The following is a 19,398-nucleotide window of genomic DNA, read 5'->3' as shown; positions in this document are numbered from 1 at the left end:
TCATAGAAATATGGGGCTTTCTCGTTTATATAAATCTAGAATTTTCCCCTTTTTTTATTCATTTTAGTTCTTCTTTCGATACCATCCAAGAAATTGTGTCTATAGCTTGTCGAGTTTTGCATCCAAAATATCCTTAACTTTACAAAAAGCAGTCACAGGATATCTATAAGTTTTTTGTTCGAAGTCTATCAAACAAGCACAAATAAGATTCATCGCACTATCAGGATTAGGAAAAGAGTTTCTAATCTTAGTAGTTCTGCGAATCTCTTTATTTAATCTCTCAATCCAATTAGTAGTATAAATCATTCTATGAATGGTACTAGGGAAATTTAAATATGCAAAGTAATTTTCAATATCTTGATCTTTAAAAGCTTTTTCGAACGAAGGATATTTACAACTCCAATACTCAATAAATGTATCTAACCTAGTTATAGCATTATCAATGTTATATTGAGGTTGTTCCAATTCAAATATCTCATGAAAATCATCAACTAAAGCTCTTTTATCTTTAGCTCTAACCTTTAAAAGCAAATTTCTAATTTTGTTAACCAAACACCTTTGAAATAAAGTATTTGGTAGCTGTTGTTTAACAATATCTGATAATCCAGCTAAACCATCAGCAATAACCATTAAACATTTTCTTAGTCCTCGAGACTTTAAGTCTTCTATAACCTCAGACCAACCAGATGCTGATTCTTGGGGGATGTTATAAACACCTAGTACATCTCGTTGTAAATTAGGTTTTAGACCAAGTACAATGTAAAAAGCTTCTTTAGTTAAAGTATCTCGTCTTATAGGTACAAATAGAGCATCGATATAGATAAAATAGTATTGTTCATCTAGTTCTCTAGAAAGCCAAGCTTGACGTTCTTGTTCAAATTGTTTGTGATATTTGATACACTTGAGCTTGATAAACTCTTATCATAAATCTCTGTGAAAAGCTCATTTATATCTCTAGTTGTTAAACCCTTGTGTAAAGCTTAAATGCTAAATCTTGCATTTGCGCATCTTGAGCTTTTACACACTCTAAAAATACTGGTTTAAACATTGATAACCTATCTCTAGGAATGTTGAGCTTGAAATATTTATTAATTCCCTGAGCTAGTCCTTTATTTTTTCTTTCAACTTAATTATAAAGTCGACTAGCTACAGACACAATTTAGTGGATACTCCCCCTCTTTCTTAATAAATAAGTAATTTAATCTATAACTGTATGATTTATCAATTTATCTCTTTTTAGTATTTCGTAAATATTTTTAATAATTAATGGTGCTCGTGAACAATGCTTTTTAATTGATATATTCACAATTTTGCTAGATAAATTTGCAGAAATTCCTTGTAACAAAGACTAGGATTTAAATTGTAACGTTAATATAAGTATTGATTATATTAATGAAATAGAAATTTAAGGAGATTTACAATGAGTATACAATTAGGAACTATTGCACCAAACTTTAGTGCTAAAACAACTTTAGGAACAATTGACTTTCATCAGTGGATAGGGGATAAGTGGTGTATTTTATTTTCACACCCTAAGGATTTTACTCCTGTATGTACCACAGAGTTAGGTATGGCAGCAAAATTAAAACCAGAACTTGATAAACTTAATTGTAAAGTTATAGCACTTAGTGTTGATACTGTTGAGGAACATAAAGAGTGGATAAAAGATATTAATGAAACACAGAATACAATAGTAGACTATCCAATAATAGACGACTCAAGTAAGCAGATATCAACTCTTTATAATATGATTCATCCTGATGCATCTGATACCTTAACTGTGCGTAGTGTTTTCATAATTGATCCTAATAAAAAAGTTAGACTTACTCTTACTTATCCAGCATCTACAGGTCGTAATTTTGATGAAATATTACGAGTTATGAGATCATTACAGCTAACAGATAAATACGCTCTTGCTACGCCTGTTAATTGGGATAGCGGAGATAAGTGTGTTATAACCCCAGATATTTCAAATGAAGAAGCCGCAGTTATTTTTAAAAATGGATTTGAAGAAGTAAAGCCTTACTTAAGGTTAACAGATGTTCCAGCGTGATTATTAAGTAACAGAATCTAGATTTACGGAGTATAACTTTAACTATACTCTTTATATAAGGGTATCGGCGAGGTACTAATAATGAAAAAGAATAATACTAAATCTATTTCAGAGGTAGCATTAATGCTTTCCCTGGCAAAAAGTGAAATAACTAATCGGCTTAGAGTCATAGGTGGTTATAGAGAGCAACTTACAAAATCTTCTGATAAGACTAGATTAGATTATGAGGATATACAATATATAGTGGAGTTTGAGTCATTTAAGCAAACTGACCGGCAAGGCGGTAATGTATTAGTAGAAAAAATCAAAAAGCATCCAGATAAATATAAAATATTTACACATAATTTATTTATTAAAAAAGTTAACTGAATTCTTTTCTATGAACAAAAATTTATACATAGCATCATGTATTTGATATCGTTTCGTAGTATCTGCTAAAAAACTTAATATATCCTCTTAATTTCTTAATGTATCTATTGTTAGTAATAAAAGATACATACAACTATTCTATAGAAGAATAAATATGTGTGTAATATCTTTGATAACAACTTTTTCAATTGACTTCGACTAATTAAGAGAATAGTTGTAAAACTTGTTTAAACTGCGGTTGTTGAGTATTCCAGAAAATAATATTTGCACTAATATAATCTTTATCCCAATTATATAACTCGGCAGGAGTGAATTTTTTAGCTGTCTTAGGATTCGTATAAGTATAATCAGGTTCTTGAACGGCGATAGCTATTAAAGGTAATTTTGATTTATACTTATTAAAAAATGGATAACTATTTTTCATTTGTGATCTTCTATATGGCACGGTATCAGGGTTACCGACCCCGATATTGTGTTCTAATGCTATATTAAATATTTTTTGCATATAACCGTGGTCATTATTCCATTCACATGGCAAGAAATTAACATATTGAACAACCTTACTTTTCTTAAACTCTTTTCTTAAGAAAAGCATATTATCAATTATTGAACTGAAATAAGCATCACAGAAATCTTTTGTCAAATATTTTTCATTAATATCTATTGCAGTCTCAGGTAAATTTATCCCAGCAATTTTACCATCAAATGATTTTGCTAATTGCTTGATAAGCTTATGAAACCTTAACTTTATACTTGGATTCCATTGTTTAGTAACCCAACCTTCTCCAAGAGGTTTACCTTCTCCAGCAAAATCTGTTTGTTGAATAACACCAGTATTATATTCTTTAGTTAGAAGATATCTCGGTAGCGGAATATTCTTTATGTTAAAAGTCCTATCTTGTAGTTGAATGAAAAGCTTCTTGTGATATTTTTTCAAAGTTTGGTAATCATCTTCAATAGCTGAAAAATCATAATGATTTTTTTGAGGTTCTAATTGCTTCCAGGAGTATATTATTTGAGCACCTACAACTTGAGGATTATTTATTTGTTTAATATGGGCTTTAGCACTACCATAACCTAAGAATAAATATAATTGGGGTTTATTAGCAAAGCTAAAATTAAATATTATAAAACTAAAGATAATTAACGTTACTTTTTTCATACATTTATTAGCATAATAAATAAAACTTCTTAGAGTATAATATATGAAATAAAGAATTAACTACCAATTTATAGTAGGCGATAGTTTGTAGTATAAACTGAAGGAAAACAATACAGTTTTAATTTTCTCATAGTCCATTATAGTATAGCTAAATCCATTTGTAGGTGTTTTTATTAAGAGTTATATAAATAATCAACTTCATTACTGGTTTTATAGGAGGGTTTTATTTCTAATTAAAGAGGTATTGTGCATAGCATTGATTTTTTCTGAAATAATCTATTTCCATACTATATAGCATAATGTGTTAAACCAATTTATCTTAGTTTACTCCCATCTTTGGATAATTTTATTTAAAAAGTTGCTGTATATTCTATTGATCATCAAATAATAATGATTATCATTACCACACAAATAAATATAAATGATAATAAATCTCATTTGGAGTGGTAATGAATAAAAAACAAGATGCAGCTTTTCGAGCTAGACGCGTAGTTAGACAAAAACTATATGGAGTATTATCTACTCAGTTGATTTCTATGCCAGGGTATCCTTTTGGCTCTATGGTTGAGTATGCTATTAATCAACAAGGTAATATTGTTGTATATATTGCTAACCTTTCACAACATACACGCAATATTAATGTTGATAATAAAGTTTCGTTGACAATTATTGGAGATGAGACTACTGATATTAGAGCGACACCCAGAGTTACTATTATAGGTAGTATAAGAAAATCTAATTTAGAGGATAATAAAGAAATCTATTCATTATTTTTTCCTAACAAAGCAGGTTTTTCTAGTCATAAAGGATTTAACTATTGTGAGATAGAAATAGAGCGAGTTAGATTTATAGGTGGTTTTGGTGATGCCCACTGGATTAAAAAAGATGATTTTTGTTTAAAACAGAATTTTACAGGAGACTCTATATCTAGTGTTGTTAAGCATATAAATGAAGAGAATCTAGAACTTATTAAACTGTGCTATCAATTACATGTTCTAAATCAAACATATTATTCTGAACTTAAAATGATCTATTTTGATCAAGAAGGACTATGGTTACAAAGTGAATATAAAAATCACTATATTAATTTTGAAAAACCTGTAGAAACTTTAGAGAGTCTTAAAACAGCCTTTATAGAAATGGGTAAAAAAGCCAGAGCACAACAAAGTTAGGATTAATTATGATTAGCTATTTTTTGAGCCAGTTTGGACTAGTGGGTTATTTAATGCTGTTGGTAAGTTTAATACTTACTGCTATATGTATTGAAAGATGTATTACATTTATTTTTTTACCAAGGTTTAAATCATTACAGGTCGAAAGCTTAATAACTTTAGTTGGCCAGGGTGATAGCAATGCGATAAAAAATAGGATTGATAATACTAATAGCAAGTTATCTAAATATATTACACCATTACTTTTAGAGTCTAAAGATATTGCAGAGAATGCGGTTAGCTTATTAATGCGTAAAGAGCGTCAGCGCTTACAGCAACCATTAGTTTGGCTAAATTTCTTTGCGGTTGTTTCACCTATGTTAGGGTTATTAGGAACAATTTGGAGCATGAGCCACTCATTTAAAGCTCTTGCTGAGTCTCTTAATGGTAGTGGTCTTGAACATATGATTTTATATCTATCTGAGGCTATGTACGCTACAGCTCTAGGTATTATCTTAGCATTGATCAGTATGTTTACTTTCTATTGTTTTCGACATTATAGCGAGAGCTACCTATTTCGCGCTGAAGAGGTTTTAAATGATCTTGCACTAGGCTTAGAGCGTCAAAAAATAGCTAATAAAACACAATATTTAACAGATAATCTTTATGTGAAAAAGCAGGCTTAGATATGATTTCAAGTACAAATAAATCTTACAATAGTAGCCTTGAGTTAGATGAACCTAACCTAATTCCACTACTTGATTTTATGCTTGTGTTGTTAGTGATGTTTGTGCTGTTAGCTGGACCAGTTCAACATATACTTAAGTTACCGTTACCGGAGGTGAAAGGTCAAGCGGTATCTCAAAGTAAAGCGTTGAAAATGACAGTATATATTAAAAGCTCAAAGAATTTTCTTGTCAATAATAAGCATTTTGATTCTCTTGATAGTCTACAAAGATACCTTAAAAGCATACAAAAAAATAAGGACTTAAAAGAGATAGAGATAGCTGCTGATAAGAAAATATCACTACAAAATATGCTTGAGATTTTTGCTGCTATAAAAGAGTTAGGACTAACTACAGCAGATATTCAAGTAACTAAATAGCCTTAAACTAAGATCAGAAAAATGAAAAAAAATATATTAGTGAAAATTATGTTATCACTATTTATGTTCTCGTGTGCATATTCTCAACAAACTCAGCAGGCAAATAATGGTGATACTGTTGATTTAGGAGAGATCGAGGTAGCAGCTGTAAAAAAAGCTGATGTTGGAAACATAAAAAAAGATAAAAAGAAAAAAGAGTCTGTAGAACAAAGTGCAAATGCTGCACCTCCATTATCTACGTCTAATTCAAAGAACTCTTTGATCTTATCAACAGCAGACCAGCTAAATAAATTGCAAGGGGTGCAGATATTTAGTGGAAGTAGAGAGATATCTCAAAACATAAGTATGGGAGGCTTAGCTTTTAATAGAGTATTTGTAGGTATTGATGGTATCAATAATAACTTTGCTTCCTTTGGGCATAACTCAACACGTCAGCTACCTAGTGAGTCTCTTTATAAGCAGGTTTCTGCAGATCAGTCAGGTAGTAATATAGTCTATGGTAACGGTGCACTAGGTGGTGCTGTAAACTTTGAAACTATTGATCCTAGTGATTTATTAAAAGGTAGGGCATTTGCTACTAAGCTAGGCGTAGGTGGAGAAACTGGAGATTTAGGAGTTAATGGTAATACAGCAGTAGCTTTCAAAGTAGGTGATTTTAGTTACTTATTTGATATTGTTGGTGGTCGTAATAATGATATTCGTTTAGGTAATCATACTAATCTACCTTACTCAGCAAGTAATAATCTACAGTTCTTATTAAAAGGTGTTTGGAATATTTCAAAGATACAAACCTTTAAAGCGTATTGGTTATCGATGCAAAATAATGGACTTTATCCGGCGACGATAAATGATGTTGTAGGAGAATATAATCCACCTTCAAAGTTTAACTTCTTACAACAACAAGTGATGTTAGAGTATTATCTAAACCCTAATAATCCTTATGTTAATTTAGCAGCTAAAGTTTTTTATATCAGAAATAACTATAACTCTAACCCTATCAATGATGGACAAGGTTTTGCGGTACCTCAAAATATAAAGATTAATACCACTGGCTTTAGGATCACTAATAAGACTTTTGTTCTAAAGCAAAACTTAGTTTACGGTACAGAATTTAAATTTTTTAATGGCTTTAATGTTGGGAAAAATAGTTTAAATTTTCCTACAGCTAATCAGCAAACATATAGTGGCTACTTACAGGATAGTTGGGATATTACGTCTAAGCTAAATATAACTCTAGGTGGGCGTGTTAATGGCTACCATAGTCAAAGTGGTAAACTCCAAAATGGAGGAGCTTTCTTTACAAAACAAGGAAGCATTAGTTATAAGATTATTAAACCATTAAAAGTATACTTTGCTTATACAGAAGGCTATAGAATCCCATCTCTTCAGGATTTATTCTTAGGAGGAAGTCATCCAGGGATGAGCTTCTTACAGTTTGTTCCAAATGCTAATCTAAAACCAGAAATAGGTCATAACAAATCTGTTGGTATTACAGTTAATAAGCAATTAACTCCAACACAGAGCTTTTATTTTAATAGTAATATATTCTTAAATGATGTTAGTAATTTTATTGTTGATTCCAAAGTTAATGCTGCTTCCTATCCTATTGAAATACAAAATATAAATATCTCTCATGCTCAACTATTGGGTTATAGTTTGGCATTTAAATATCATAATAGCTGGTTTGATTTTGGGACAAACTTTACTTATACAAGAGGAGAGAGCTTATCTGCTTATCAAGGATCTGGAGGAAGTCTGGTGCCTTCAGGAAGCCCTCTACCTATTCCTAGAGCAAAAGGAATAGCAACACTTGATATTCCTATCAAGCCAATAGATAGCTCTTTTCAAACAAGTATTAACTACGCTTTAACACAAAATAGAGTTCCACCTGGAGGTGAGAATCCAATTAGTAATGTTCCCGGTTATGTCTTACTAAACCTAGGTTATAAATGGCAACCTAAACGCTTTAAAGGATTAAATGTAAGTGCTGGGGTTAACAATGTCTTTAATAGATATTACCAAAACTATGATGGACAAAATCTTGTGCCTGCGATGGGACGAAATTTTTATTTGCAAGCAAGCTATAATTTTTAGAGAGGGCATATATGCTTAGGACACTTAAGTTTACAGTAGCAATTGTTGGTTCAATATTCGTTGATTACAGTATTTATGCTGCACTAAATCAGTCAAAATCTACAGAGTGGTATATTGGCGAAACTCAGCTAAAATCTCAATCAATAGAGGAGATAGTTAAGAAAATAAATATAGTCAGTCAACCAAAGACAAGCTCTAAAGAGGTTACTGCTAAAGAGCTAAAACATGCGACAAAAGCAGCTAAAAAAACAAAAAATACCAAAGCTAAGTTAACTAAGAATAAACCTCATAAACAAGAGAAATCCAAAGTACATAAAAAGTCCGCAAATGTTAATGTTAAAGAGAATAAAGCCATAGCTAAAATAACCCAGCAGCCAAAACTAAAATATACACCGCCAAAACTAGACTATCCAAGTTCAGCAATCAAAAATAATGAACAAGGACATGTAAGAATCAAAGCTAATATAAATTCAAAAGGCCAAGTTGTTGGAGTTCATATTTTACAATCTAGTGGTTTTGATGATCTAGATCAGGCTGCAATTAAATGGTTTGAGAAATTAGTCTTTACTCCAGCAAAAAGTGGTTTTACAGCTGTCTCAACAACAGTTGAGCAGACAATATCATTTAATTTAAAGGAACAACAAAATGCTTAGAATAAATAAGTTTAATACTTTTATATTATTAATAATGTTATGTGCTTTTTCGAATAGTTTCGCAAAGTCAATTATTACAATTGGACCTACCGCAAGCTCAACAACGTCAATATTTGATAATAAAGATATAGTTGGTAGTGACCTGGAGAGCATAAAAGAGATAACTAAGCATGGTAACACCAATGTGAAAAATATAGGCTATATGCGAGCTTTAACTATAGAAAGTATTGTTGCTTTGAAACCTGATGTTGTTATTGTTGATCCATCAGCTTCGCCAGCTTCAGTAATTAATAGGCTTCACGACTTTGGTATCAAGACTATACGTCTTAGAAAAACTAAAAATATATCTGATGTTAAGAAAAATATCTTAACAATTGCGGATATTACAAACTCTAAAAAAGCAGCTAATAAGCTGATTGAAAAATTAGAGAATCAAGAAAGCAAAACTCAAGAAATTATTAATCAATACTATAAACAAAAGCCTAATAAGACTAAACCTAAAGTTTTACTATTATTACAAATATCTGGTAATGGTGCTTATCTATTAGGTAAAAATACTATAGGAGATACTTGGTTAAAATCTGTTGGAGCAGATAATATCTTAGGTTTTACAGGGATGAGACCTGTATCAAAAGAAGGGCTATTAAGTCTTAAACCATCGGTAGTCGTTGTAGCTCAGGCAAATAAAGAAGCTTCTATTCCTTATAAGCAGCAGCTTGATTTCCTACATAGTCAATATGGTACTAAGATTGCTAGGATTAATGCTATTAGGTTAGATAATTTTGGTAGCATTTTTGGAAGTACTGAGCTTCAGTTAGCTCAGAAAATTTATTTATAGGTGAAATAATGGATTCAACACAGGCTTTTGCAAGAAAACTATTTGTTACTCAGCGAAGAAAGTATCAGTTGTGGAGTATGATTTTAATAGTATTATTAATTATAGTTTGTTTTTTATCAATAAAATTAGGAGCGTTAAGCTTTAATCTTGATAGTATATTTGACAAAAATAATACTCTAGTTGAGCAAGTTATTTTACAGTTGCGTTTACCAAGGCTAGTTGCCTCAGCGGTTATTGGGGCTGGACTTGCGGTATCAGGAGTTATGATGCAGGGCCTTTTTAGGAATCCTCTCGCAGATCCAGCTCTCTTAGGTATGACTAGTGGAGCTTCGTTATTTGCAATCATGTTCCTAATAATAACTAATAATGTTATCCAGTATAGCTTTTTAGCAACTTGGGGGATGGGTTTAAGTGCATTTGTTGGTAGCTTAATTGTTACATTTATAACTTATCTATTATCTGTTACAAAAGGAAGAAGTAATCTTGGTATATTAGTCTTAGCAGGAGTTGCAATAAATGCTTTATGTGGAGCGTTAATAAGTGTGATTATATCTTTGTCAGAAGATGGTATCTTGCGAGATTTTACATTTTGGAGTATGGGAAGTTTTGCCAATATTACATGGGGGCAAGTTGTATTTTTATTAGTCAGTGTCGTTGTAGCAGTTTTATTTATGAGAAATATTCCGAAATATTTAAATGCAATGATTTCAGGAGAGGAATATGCAAGGATGTTGGGTATAAATATTCAACAATATAAATTCAAAAGTATAGTTATAATTGCTCTTTTAGTCGGAGCAAGTACTGCTGTAGCTGGACCAATTGCTTTTATAGGTCTTGTTGTACCTCATATCATGCGTTTCTTGATAGGTAATGAGCATAAGTATTTGATGTTTTTCTCCGCGATATTTGGGGCTTTATTATTAACAGTTGCAGATGTTTTATCAAGGATAATATTATCTCCAGCAGAGCTTCCTGTTGGTGTTATGACAGCTCTTATTGGCGCACCTTATTTTGTATATCTTTTATTTAGTAAAAAAGTCCAAAATGGGGGAGCTTAAATGTTATCGATAAATAATATTACATTAAATATTGGCAAAAAAAGACTCCTAGATGATGTGTCATTTAAAGTCGCTAAAGGTTCTATTACAGGTATATTAGGTGCAAATGGCGCAGGAAAGTCAACATTGCTAAAATTGATATGTGGAGATTTTCATAATTATACTGGTGAAATTCTATTAGATAATCAACTGTTAAAAAATATACCGGCAAATCAGCTTAGTAAACAAATAGCTTTAGTTAGACAACATGAGTCAGTATCTACAGATATAAAAGTTATTGATTATGTTCTACTAGGAACGTTAGCGTATACCTATGGACGTTTAAAAGAAGACTCCTATCTTAGAGCAATGAAGGCTTTAAGGATTTTTGAAGCAGAGGTGTTTTGTCAAAAAAGTTATCAGCAACTTTCTGGAGGTGAGCGTCAGCGTGTTCAGCTAGCAAGAGCATTAGTGCAGTTAAATAGTGATGATAAAGAGTATAGCGGCTACTTGTTTTTAGATGAATATAGTGCACATATGGATATATATTATCAGCGTCAAACTCTTGAGATTTTAAAAAACCTTATATCACAGAATAGTTTAGCTATATTAGTCATAGGACATGATTTAAATATTGCTTTAGAATATTATGAAAATAGTTTGTTACTTAAAAATGGTAAAATTATAGCTTTTGATAAAACAAAAAATGTTCTGACGAGACATAATATTCAAAAATCCTTTAATGTTGATGTTAAATTAATAAGTTTAGAAGATCGTGCTCATGATTTAGTTGTCTTTTAAAATACAAAATTTTATGAAAATTTTATACTTTCTTTATTATTTCCTAATAGAACTTTTATACCACCACAATCTATAATCTATCACCTTTGAAAAATTGATATAAATTTAAAATATAAAAAGAGGTTAATATGATTTTTCTTTCTGCAGTTGTAATGATAACTTTAGCGGTTTATATGACTTTGACTCTTATCTTTCCAGATAAATTTTAATTGGTAGGAGTAGGCTATGTATCTAAACTTTATAATATTTGTAATCTTTATAGTAATAATAGCTTTGCTAACAAAGCCATTAGGAAACTATATATTTAAAGTTTTTAATAATGAAAGAACTAATTTAGATTGGTTTGCTAGACCGTTCCAAAGATTATATTTATTATTCTTGGGAGAAAGTTCAAGAAAAGAGCAAACAGCAAAAGCTTATTTTTTTAGCTTATTAAGTTTCTCAATAATGGCTTTTATATTTGTTTTTCTAATATTGGTTTTACAAGGGATTTTACCTTTAAACCCTCAAGAAATAAAAGGTATGAGTCTTTCTCAGGCGTTTAATACAGCTATTAGCTTTGTGACAAATACAAACTGGCAAAGTTATTCTGGAGAAACAGGTGTTAGCTATTTTTCACAGATGATAGCTCTTGCAGTACAGAACTTTGTTTCAGCAGCAGTTGGGTTATCTGTAGCAATTGCTTTGATAAGATCAGTAGCTAGACATGAAACAGCAACTGTTGGTAATTTCTGGAATGATCTTGGTAAAGGTTTATTTTGGATATTACTACCTATATCAATAGTTATTGCCGTTGTATATGTATTTCAAGGAGTGCCACAAAATATAATGGCATATTTACATGTTCATACTCTAGCTGGGAGTGAGCAAATTATTCCTCAAGGTCCAGTAGCTTCTCAAGAGGCAATAAAGTCACTTGGAACTAATGGTGGTGGTTTCTTTGGTGCTAACTCAGCACATCCGTATGAGAATCCAACGCTAATAACAAACTATATTGAAATGATCTCAATACTTGCTATACCAGCAGCTTTAACTTACACATTTGGTAAGTGGGTTGGTAATACAAAGCAAGGTTGGACAATCTTTGGGGTGATGTTGGTTTTATTTATTATTTCTTTACTTATTATGACAATCTCAGAGCTTCATGGTTTAGATTTTCTTGATAGCAAGTATATCCAAGATATATATGGTCAAGTAGGACATTTATCTAATATGGAAGGTAAAGAAACTCGCTTTGGTATATTTAATTCAACTTTGTACAATACAGTATCTACATCAGCTTCAGATGGTGGTGTAAATAGTGTAATGGATAGTTATTCTGCTATTGGTGGGATGATGGCTATGCTAAATATGGCAATAGGTGAAGTTGTATTTGGAGGTATTGGAGCTGGGTTTTATGGTTTCTTTATGTTTTTAATGTTAGCTGTGTTTATTGGCTCATTAATGATTGGTAGAGCTCCTAGCTTCTTAGGTAAACGTATAGAAGCCAACGATATGAAATGGACAATACTGGCTTTATTAGTTTCACCATGTTGTGTATTGGTATTTACAGGGATAGCGAGCGTTATACCAAGCGTGCATGCATCTTTAACAAATAGTGGTGCTCATGGCTTCTCAGAAATATTATATGCTTATATTTCGGGAGCAAATAACAATGGTAGTTCTTTTGCAGGGTTAGCAGCAAATACTAGCTATCTAAATATAACTATAGCATTGAGTATGTTTATTGGTAGATTTGGCATAATTTTTGCAGTACTAATGTTAGCTGGTTCTTTAGTTAAGAAAAAGCGTAGCTCGCAAATATGTGAAATTAGTTCGTTAGATACGACAAGTTTTATATTTTCAGTATTGGTGTTTTTCACAATATTAATAATTGGTGGTTTGACAATATTCCCAGCATTAGGCTTGGGTCCAATATTAGATCAATTAAATCTAACTTATTTATAGGTTGAAGTTATGAGTACAAAAAAATCTCCTAGTTTATTATCAAAAGAGCTATTAGTACCAGCTCTAGCAAAAACTTTTACAAAATGTGATCCTCGCCAGATGATCAAAAACCCTGTTATGTTCTGTGTTGAAGTTGTTACTTTATTATGTACATTATATTTAATTACAGAACTTTTTTCTGGTCAAAGCATTAGCTTTACATTACAAGTGGTTATTTGGCTGTGGTTTACAATATTTTTTGCCAACTTTGCTGAAGGTATTGCTGAAGGTAGAGGTAAGGCTCAAGCAGATACACTAAAAGCAGCTAAGTCAAAGCTCTTTGCTATGAAGGAAGATAGTGAAGGAAATCTTACAAAAGTTGATGCAGAGAGTCTTAAAATTGGTGATATTGTCTTTGTCGATACTAACAATTTTATTCCATGTGATGGTGATGTTATTGAAGGTATGGCAACAATTGATGAGTCAGCAATAACAGGTGAATCAGAACCAGTTGTTAAAGAAGCAGGTTCAGATAACTCAGCAGTAACCGCAGGTACAAAAGTTTTATCTGATAGTATCAAAATCAAAGTCACATCTAATCCTGGTGAAAGCTTCTTAGATAAGATGATTGATCTTGTTGAGAACGCTAAAAGACTTAAGTCACCAAATGAAATTGCTTTGACTATTTTGTTATCAGGTTTGACGTTGATTTTTATATTTGCGATATGTTCTTTATATGGCATGGCAATGTATAGCAAGACTCGGTTATCAGCAGTAGTATTGATAGCTTTATTTGTTACTTTAATACCAACAACAATAGCAGGTCTGCTTTCAGCTGTTGGGATATCAGGTATGGATAGATTATTAAAGTTCAACATAGTAGCTATGTCAGGTAGAGCTGTGGAATCTTCTGGTAATATTGATTTATTACTTTTAGATAAAACAGGGACTATTACATTAGGTAATCGTTTTGCGACAGATTTTATTCCATTAGGGGCGGCTTCTCCAGAGGAACTAGCACATGCTGCATGGTTATGCTCTTTAGTAGATGAGACACCTGAAGGTAAATCAATAGTTAAGCTGGCAGAAAAGAACTTTGGTTTTGATAAAAAGAAAGTAGATTTATCAGAAGCAGAAATTATACCTTTCTCAGCATATACAAGAATGAGTGGTATAGATTACCAAAATTTAGAGATAAGAAAAGGAGCTATATCTTCTGTAGAGAATTATCTAGAAGGTAAGCTTGATAGTGGTCTATCTGCAATGTTTAAAAAAGTTACAGAGCAAATATCTGAGCAAGGTGGTACACCTCTAGCAGTAGCTCAAAAAGATAGACTTTTAGGAGTTGTACATCTTAAAGATATTATTAAACCAAAGATTAAACAGCGTTTTGAAGAGTTACGTAAAATGGGTGTTCAGACTGTAATGATTACTGGTGATAACCCTCTAACTGCGGCAGCGATTGCAGCTGAAGCAGGTGTTGATGATTTTGTTGCTCAAGCGTCACCTCAAGATAAGCTCGATTATATTATAAAGGCTCAAGAAGAGGGTAAAACTGTAGCAATGTGTGGCGATGGAACAAATGATGCTCCTGCACTTGCTCAAGCAGATGTTGGTATTGCTATGGCTACAGGAACTTCTGCAGCTAGAGAAGCTGGTAATATGGTTGATCTAGATTCGGATCCTAAGAAAATCATAGAGATTGTTAAAATTGGTAAGCAAATACTTGTTACTCGAGGAGCTCTAACAACATTTAGTGTGACTAATGATATTGCAAAATACTTTGTAGTAATTCCTGCATTATTCGTGACAGCTTTTCCAAGTTTGGGCGCTATGAATATAATGAATCTTCATTCTTCCACAAGTGCGATATTATCAGCTGTGATATTTAATGCTTTAATCATTATATTTTTGATTCCAATGGCATTAATTGGGGTAAAAAATGTAGTCGCATCATCGCAAACCTTATTACGTAAGAATCTTTTATTCTATAGTTTAGGTGGTGTAATAGTGCCATTTATATGTATTAAGCTGATTGATATGTTTATTACAGCTATTCATTTGGTTTAAGTAAGGAGATTATAAGATGTTAAATTTATTTAAATCATTTAAGGCCATGCTTTTATTTACTCTTGTATTAGGAGTAGTTTATCCATTTTTTATAATGTCAGTTGACTATACTGTATCAAAAGGTACAACAACTGGATCTCAAGAACACTATAATGGCAAGCTAGTTGGATCTAAGTTAATTGGACAAGTTATGCCGACAAATTTATTCCAAACAAGACCATCAGCATCAAATGATAATCCTCTAGCAACTGGTGGAACAAACTATACTGTTAATAATAAAACTCAACTAAAAGATGTTAAAGAAAGAGTTAGCAATCTACAAGCTAGATACGGGTCTAAGACTATTCCTGAAGATATGGTCTTTGCTTCAGCTAGTGGTATTGATCCTGATATAAGTTTACAAGCAGCTAAGTATCAAGCTGAGTATGTAGCTAAGAAAAATAATTTATCAATCAAACAAGTAGAGCAGCTAGTAGAGAAAAATACAACTAAGCATTTACTAGGAATAGATACAGTAAATGTTCTTAATTTAAATATTGATCTGCTTAAAATTCTAAATAAAAAAGCTTCTTAGTTATAGGTTTTAATGACTGTGGTGTAAATTATTAGTCAGTTTCTCTGCTATAATTTTCTTAGAAGCTTTTAGGCTTTGTCAAATTCACTTATAGAGATTTAAATGGATAATAAACAAAAAGTAGATGCATTATTAAACTTAGCAAATAAAAGCCAAGAATCAAAAAAAGGTAAGTTAAAGATTTTTCTTGGATATGCTCCTGGTGTTGGTAAAAGCTATGCAATGCTAAATAATGCAAAATCTCTACAGCGTGATAATAAAGATGTTGTAGTAGGCCTTTTAGTAACTCATGGAAGAGCTGAGACTCAAGCATTACTTGATGGTTTAGAGGTTATGCCTCTTAAAAAAATAAACTATCGAGGTAAGATCTTTGAAGAGCTAGATCTTGATGCGATAAAGGCTAGAAGACCAGATGTCGTTATAATTGATGAGCTACCACATACAAACCTTGCGACATCAAGAAATAAAAAACGCTATATTGATATAGAAGAGCTCCTTGATGAAGGTATATCTGTTTATACAGCTATTAATATTCAACATATTGCTAGTTTATCTTATGAAGTTACACAAATAACTCAGGCTAATGTTAATGAAATAGTTCCAAATGATTTTATACAGTCTGCAGATGAGTTAGTTGTTGTAGATATTAGCCCAGAGGAGTTAATAAAAAGATTAAAACAAGGCAAGGTTTATAAAAGTGATGCTATAGACAGAGCTTTAGAAAGATATTTTCAATATACAAATTTAACTATACTTAGAGATTATACTTTTAGAATGGCGGCAAACCATGTTGGCCAAGATATCCAACAGTATCGAAAGCTTTATCAAAATGGTAGTGCTATTGCTACATCACCATATGTGCTAGTGTGTTGTGGTTATGATGAGGCTACGCCAAGTTTATTACGTAAAGGTAAGCTCTTAGCTACAACATTGAATGCTCGTTTAATGGCGGTATTTGTGCAAAAACCAAATAAGATAGCAACGAAGCTTAGTTTTGGTGTGATTAGACGATATAAAATGTTAGCAAGTAGCTTAGGTTATAGTATAGATCATATTTTAGGAGATAGAGTATCTGACGGTATACTTGAGTATGCAAGCTCAATAGGAGCTACAGATTTAATTATCGGTAAATCTATAAGGCCAAAGTGGAAAGATAAAATTTTTGGCTCAGTTGTTTATGATATTATTCGTAATAATAATGGTATGCAAATTCATATTGTTTCAATCAATAAGAAAGATCATAAGCTTGAAGTAGTATCAAAGAATAAGAAAAATAAATTTAAAAATTTATTTATTGATACGTTAAAATCTGCTGCTATAACGGCTCTTTCTGGTATTGTTATATTCTTTAGTTTAGATTTTGCTGGGCTTGTATCTCAAACACTTTGTTTTTTAATAGTAATAGCAGCATGTGCTTATAGGTATGGCTTAGTTTCTTCGATAATATCTTCCTTGGTTGGTTTATTTTTATATGCGTATTTATATCTAGAACCAAACTTTGTTCTAGATGTTTCTAGTTTGGCTGGATTAATTACCCTGTCTATATTTATGATAATAGTTGTTTCTTCTAGTCATGTAATTTTAAGGACAAAAAGAGCTTTTACACTCCTTAAAGAAAGAGAGAATAATATATCGATACTATATCGTTTTACTAAAATGTTTAATGAAAAGAGTTTAGATAAGGATCTACGTTCGATTTTTTTACATGCTTTAGAAGAATATTTTAAATGTGATTTTGTTTTCTTAAGCGTTTCGGATTCTGAGCTTGATTCAGCGGCATTTCCTCAACATCCTAACTTTAACCAAAAAGAATTAGCCGCTGCAAAATGGAGCTTTAAATATAAGGCTAGCTGTGGCAAAGGGACAAATACTTTTGCGGGCTTAAATTGGGCTATAGAACCATTAGTGATTGAAAATAGAGTTTTAGGAGTTATTGCAATATATTTAAAATCTGAAGAAACCATAGAGAGGATAGTTTCTGATAGTGTACTTCTGAGTAATATGCTTTCGCATATTTCGCATTTACTTCTTAAGAGAAGCCTAGAAAAAGAAGAGAAGAAATCGTTACTTTTAGATGAGCAACGCAAGTTACAAAAATCAATGTTATCATCAGTGTCACATGATCTTAAAACTCCTTTAGCATCAATAATGGGAGCTTTAAGTAGTGTTAAATCTTTTAAAGATGCATTTAGTCAAGAGCAGCAAAATGAGATGTTAGACTTAGCACTAACGGAGTCTAAACGGTTGGATAATTATATTGATAATATCGTACAAATGCTAAAGGTAGATTCAGGTAAACTTTCATTAAAGATCCAGAGTGTTAATAGCGATATTTTTCTTGATGAGCTTAAAAATATTTGCTTTCGTATCTATAGCTCACAAAAGTTTAAGTTTATAGCACCAAAAGAGCCTTTTGTAGTAGAGATAGATCCAATACTGTTTCAGCAAGTTATTTTAAATTTAGTTGATAATGCCATAAAATTTACAGCGGATCCTGAGAAAGAAATAGTTATTAGCTTAAAAAGAAAAAATGATAATAGCTGTCTTTTTGAAGTTGCTGATCAAGGTATAGGACTGAGTGAGTTTGATTTAGAGAAAATATTTACAATATTTCATCGGATAGAAAAAGAAGATAGCTATACTCATGGTAATGGCTTAGGTCTTGCCATATGTAAAGGTATAGTTTCAGCACATAATGGCAAAATACGAGCATATAGTGATGGAGAGGGTAAGGGAAGTGTATTTAAAATAACTCTTTCTTTAGTTTCAAGTGTTAAAAAAAGTTGATACTAAATATAAATATGAGGCGTAGGAAATGGTGCAAAAAATATTACTAGTTGAAGATGAACCTCAGATAAGAAAACTATTAGAAAAAACATTTCTAGTCTTAGGTTATGATATCGAGTCTGCTACCTCAGCGGGTGAGGCTAGTAAACTTTTGAGTAGTTATATTCCAGATGTTATAGTTCTTGATTTAGGTTTACCTGATCAAGATGGCCAAGAGTGGCTTAGATCTATGCGAGTACATAATGCTACTCCTGTGATAGTAGTTTCAGCACGTAATGATACAGAAGAGGTTGTAAAGGCTCTTGAAAGTGGGGCTAATGATTATGTTAAAAAGCCATTTGATATGCCAGAGCTTATAGCTAGAGTTAGACGACAATTAATAATTTTAGAAGGATCTCAGAAAAAATCTAATTTATTTAAGTTTGCTAATCTAACTGTAGATCTTGATGATCATAAAGTCATACTTGATGAGCAAGAGATCCATTTATCAAAAAAAGAGTTTATGATTTTATCTCATTTAGTAAGTCATGCAGGTAAGCTTGTTATGCAAAATACGATCTTAAATGAGGTTTGGGGTAATTGCTATGGAGATGGAGCGCAGTATCTTAGGGTTTATATTGGACAGCTAAGAAAGAAATTAGCTGCATGTAAAAAGCAACCTTTAATAACAACTGAAAATGCTGTGGGATATCGTTTTATTGAAGTAGATTAGTTTTATTTTAACCAAACTGATTCTTTTATTAAGTAAAAAATATCTGAAAATTTTTTCTATAAAAAT

Annotated in this window: 16 protein-coding genes and 1 pseudogene; 15 read left to right on the top strand and 2 right to left on the bottom strand. The window is 31.7% G+C overall.

The annotated features are described in order from the left end of the window. Positions 1 to 99 precede the first annotated feature (99 nt). Positions 100 to 929, bottom strand: a pseudogene (locus tag F3D62_RS12895) (IS256 family transposase). A gap of 491 nt (positions 930 to 1,420) precedes the next feature. Between F3D62_RS12895 and F3D62_RS00935 the strand changes: the two are divergent. Both F3D62_RS00935 and F3D62_RS00930 read left to right on the top strand, forming a co-directional pair. Next, positions 1,421 to 2,053, top strand: coding sequence for a peroxiredoxin (locus tag F3D62_RS00935; RefSeq protein WP_150466382.1), 633 nt, complete (start codon positions 1,421 to 1,423; stop codon positions 2,051 to 2,053). 81 nt (positions 2,054 to 2,134) lie between these two features. Next, a complete protein-coding gene (locus F3D62_RS00930; RefSeq protein WP_150466381.1) occupies positions 2,135 to 2,422 on the top strand; it encodes a hypothetical protein in 288 nt (95 codons plus the stop codon). A 202-nt stretch (positions 2,423 to 2,624) separates the two neighbouring features. On the opposite strand, the gene F3D62_RS00925 is transcribed toward F3D62_RS00930, so the two are convergent. Next, on the bottom strand, positions 2,625 to 3,584 hold the full coding sequence (locus F3D62_RS00925) for a hypothetical protein (protein ID WP_150466380.1): 960 nt from the start codon (positions 3,582 to 3,584) through the stop codon (positions 2,625 to 2,627). A 449-nt stretch (positions 3,585 to 4,033) separates the two neighbouring features. On the opposite strand from F3D62_RS00925, the gene F3D62_RS00920 reads away from it, so the two are divergent. From F3D62_RS00920 to F3D62_RS00860, 13 genes are all read left to right on the top strand, one after another. After that, the gene (locus tag F3D62_RS00920; RefSeq protein WP_150466379.1) at positions 4,034 to 4,756 is read left to right on the top strand and encodes a HugZ family protein; all 723 of its coding nucleotides are present in this window, start codon (positions 4,034 to 4,036) and stop codon (positions 4,754 to 4,756) included. A gap of 8 nt (positions 4,757 to 4,764) precedes the next feature. Beyond that, the gene (locus F3D62_RS00915) at positions 4,765 to 5,421 is read left to right on the top strand and encodes a MotA/TolQ/ExbB proton channel family protein (RefSeq protein WP_150466378.1); all 657 of its coding nucleotides are present in this window, start codon (positions 4,765 to 4,767) and stop codon (positions 5,419 to 5,421) included. 2 nt (positions 5,422 to 5,423) lie between these two features. Continuing rightward, entirely contained in the window at positions 5,424 to 5,840 is a 417-nt protein-coding gene (locus tag F3D62_RS00910) for an ExbD/TolR family protein (RefSeq protein ID WP_150466377.1), read from the top strand. 21 nt (positions 5,841 to 5,861) lie between these two features. Further along, the gene (locus F3D62_RS00905) at positions 5,862 to 7,934 is read left to right on the top strand and encodes a TonB-dependent receptor domain-containing protein (RefSeq protein WP_150466376.1); all 2,073 of its coding nucleotides are present in this window, start codon (positions 5,862 to 5,864) and stop codon (positions 7,932 to 7,934) included. Between the two features lie 11 nt (positions 7,935 to 7,945). Further along, positions 7,946 to 8,587 carry an energy transducer TonB gene (locus F3D62_RS00900; RefSeq protein WP_150466375.1) on the top strand — a complete coding sequence of 214 codons (642 nt, stop codon included), beginning with the start codon at positions 7,946 to 7,948 and terminating at the stop codon, positions 8,585 to 8,587. Then, positions 8,580 to 9,425 (top strand): ABC transporter substrate-binding protein, encoded by an 846-nt coding sequence (locus tag F3D62_RS00895; protein WP_150466374.1) that lies wholly within the window; start codon positions 8,580 to 8,582, stop codon positions 9,423 to 9,425. The genes F3D62_RS00900 and F3D62_RS00895 overlap by 8 nt, the downstream gene beginning before the upstream one ends. An 8-nt stretch (positions 9,426 to 9,433) precedes the next feature. Further along, positions 9,434 to 10,483: a FecCD family ABC transporter permease gene (locus tag F3D62_RS00890; RefSeq protein ID WP_150466373.1), complete on the top strand. Its 1,050-nt coding sequence runs from the start codon at positions 9,434 to 9,436 to the stop codon at positions 10,481 to 10,483. After that, positions 10,484 to 11,263 (top strand): ATP-binding cassette domain-containing protein, encoded by a 780-nt coding sequence (locus F3D62_RS00885; RefSeq protein WP_150466372.1) that lies wholly within the window; start codon positions 10,484 to 10,486, stop codon positions 11,261 to 11,263. It abuts the gene before it with no gap. Positions 11,264 to 11,488: 225 nt separating this feature from the next. After that, positions 11,489 to 13,210, top strand: coding sequence for a potassium-transporting ATPase subunit KdpA (kdpA, locus tag F3D62_RS00880; protein WP_150466371.1), 1,722 nt, complete (start codon positions 11,489 to 11,491; stop codon positions 13,208 to 13,210). Between the two features lie 9 nt (positions 13,211 to 13,219). Then, positions 13,220 to 15,259 carry a potassium-transporting ATPase subunit KdpB gene (gene kdpB, locus F3D62_RS00875; protein WP_150466370.1) on the top strand — a complete coding sequence of 680 codons (2,040 nt, stop codon included), beginning with the start codon at positions 13,220 to 13,222 and terminating at the stop codon, positions 15,257 to 15,259. A gap of 16 nt (positions 15,260 to 15,275) precedes the next feature. Beyond that, on the top strand, positions 15,276 to 15,833 hold the full coding sequence (locus F3D62_RS00870) for a potassium-transporting ATPase subunit C (protein WP_150466369.1): 558 nt from the start codon (positions 15,276 to 15,278) through the stop codon (positions 15,831 to 15,833). 102 nt (positions 15,834 to 15,935) lie between these two features. Continuing rightward, positions 15,936 to 18,620, top strand: a complete 2,685-nt coding sequence (locus F3D62_RS00865) for an ATP-binding protein (protein ID WP_150466368.1) — start codon at positions 15,936 to 15,938, stop codon at positions 18,618 to 18,620. 28 nt (positions 18,621 to 18,648) lie between these two features. Continuing rightward, positions 18,649 to 19,332 (top strand): response regulator transcription factor, encoded by a 684-nt coding sequence (locus F3D62_RS00860; RefSeq protein ID WP_150466367.1) that lies wholly within the window; start codon positions 18,649 to 18,651, stop codon positions 19,330 to 19,332. Positions 19,333 to 19,398: the final 66 nt, after the last annotated feature.

The sequence above is a fragment of the Francisella sp. SYW-9 genome (assembly GCF_008711465.1).
Taxonomy (GTDB): Bacteria; Pseudomonadota; Gammaproteobacteria; order Francisellales; family Francisellaceae; genus Francisella.
Note: the sequence above shows the minus strand (reverse complement) of the source record. Positions and strands in the feature narration are given on the sequence as shown.

What these genes read in the sequence shown, in the direction of transcription:
- F3D62_RS00935 (WP_150466382.1), top strand. Translation starts at nt 1,421, where the DNA reads ATGAGTATACAATTAGGAACTATTGCACCAAACTTTAGTGCTAAAACA.
- F3D62_RS00930 (WP_150466381.1), top strand. Translation starts at nt 2,135, where the DNA reads ATGAAAAAGAATAATACTAAATCTATTTCAGAGGTAGCATTAATGCTT.
- F3D62_RS00925 (WP_150466380.1), bottom strand. Translation starts at nt 3,584, where the DNA reads ATGAAAAAAGTAACGTTAATTATCTTTAGTTTTATAATATTTAATTTT.
- F3D62_RS00920 (WP_150466379.1), top strand. Translation starts at nt 4,034, where the DNA reads ATGAATAAAAAACAAGATGCAGCTTTTCGAGCTAGACGCGTAGTTAGA.
- F3D62_RS00915 (WP_150466378.1), top strand. Translation starts at nt 4,765, where the DNA reads ATGATTAGCTATTTTTTGAGCCAGTTTGGACTAGTGGGTTATTTAATG.
- F3D62_RS00910 (WP_150466377.1), top strand. Translation starts at nt 5,424, where the DNA reads ATGATTTCAAGTACAAATAAATCTTACAATAGTAGCCTTGAGTTAGAT.
- F3D62_RS00905 (WP_150466376.1), top strand. Translation starts at nt 5,862, where the DNA reads ATGAAAAAAAATATATTAGTGAAAATTATGTTATCACTATTTATGTTC.
- F3D62_RS00900 (WP_150466375.1), top strand. Translation starts at nt 7,946, where the DNA reads ATGCTTAGGACACTTAAGTTTACAGTAGCAATTGTTGGTTCAATATTC.
- F3D62_RS00895 (WP_150466374.1), top strand. Translation starts at nt 8,580, where the DNA reads ATGCTTAGAATAAATAAGTTTAATACTTTTATATTATTAATAATGTTA.
- F3D62_RS00890 (WP_150466373.1), top strand. Translation starts at nt 9,434, where the DNA reads ATGGATTCAACACAGGCTTTTGCAAGAAAACTATTTGTTACTCAGCGA.
- F3D62_RS00885 (WP_150466372.1), top strand. Translation starts at nt 10,484, where the DNA reads ATGTTATCGATAAATAATATTACATTAAATATTGGCAAAAAAAGACTC.
- kdpA (WP_150466371.1), top strand. Translation starts at nt 11,489, where the DNA reads ATGTATCTAAACTTTATAATATTTGTAATCTTTATAGTAATAATAGCT.
- kdpB (WP_150466370.1), top strand. Translation starts at nt 13,220, where the DNA reads ATGAGTACAAAAAAATCTCCTAGTTTATTATCAAAAGAGCTATTAGTA.
- F3D62_RS00870 (WP_150466369.1), top strand. Translation starts at nt 15,276, where the DNA reads ATGTTAAATTTATTTAAATCATTTAAGGCCATGCTTTTATTTACTCTT.
- F3D62_RS00865 (WP_150466368.1), top strand. Translation starts at nt 15,936, where the DNA reads ATGGATAATAAACAAAAAGTAGATGCATTATTAAACTTAGCAAATAAA.
- F3D62_RS00860 (WP_150466367.1), top strand. Translation starts at nt 18,649, where the DNA reads ATGGTGCAAAAAATATTACTAGTTGAAGATGAACCTCAGATAAGAAAA.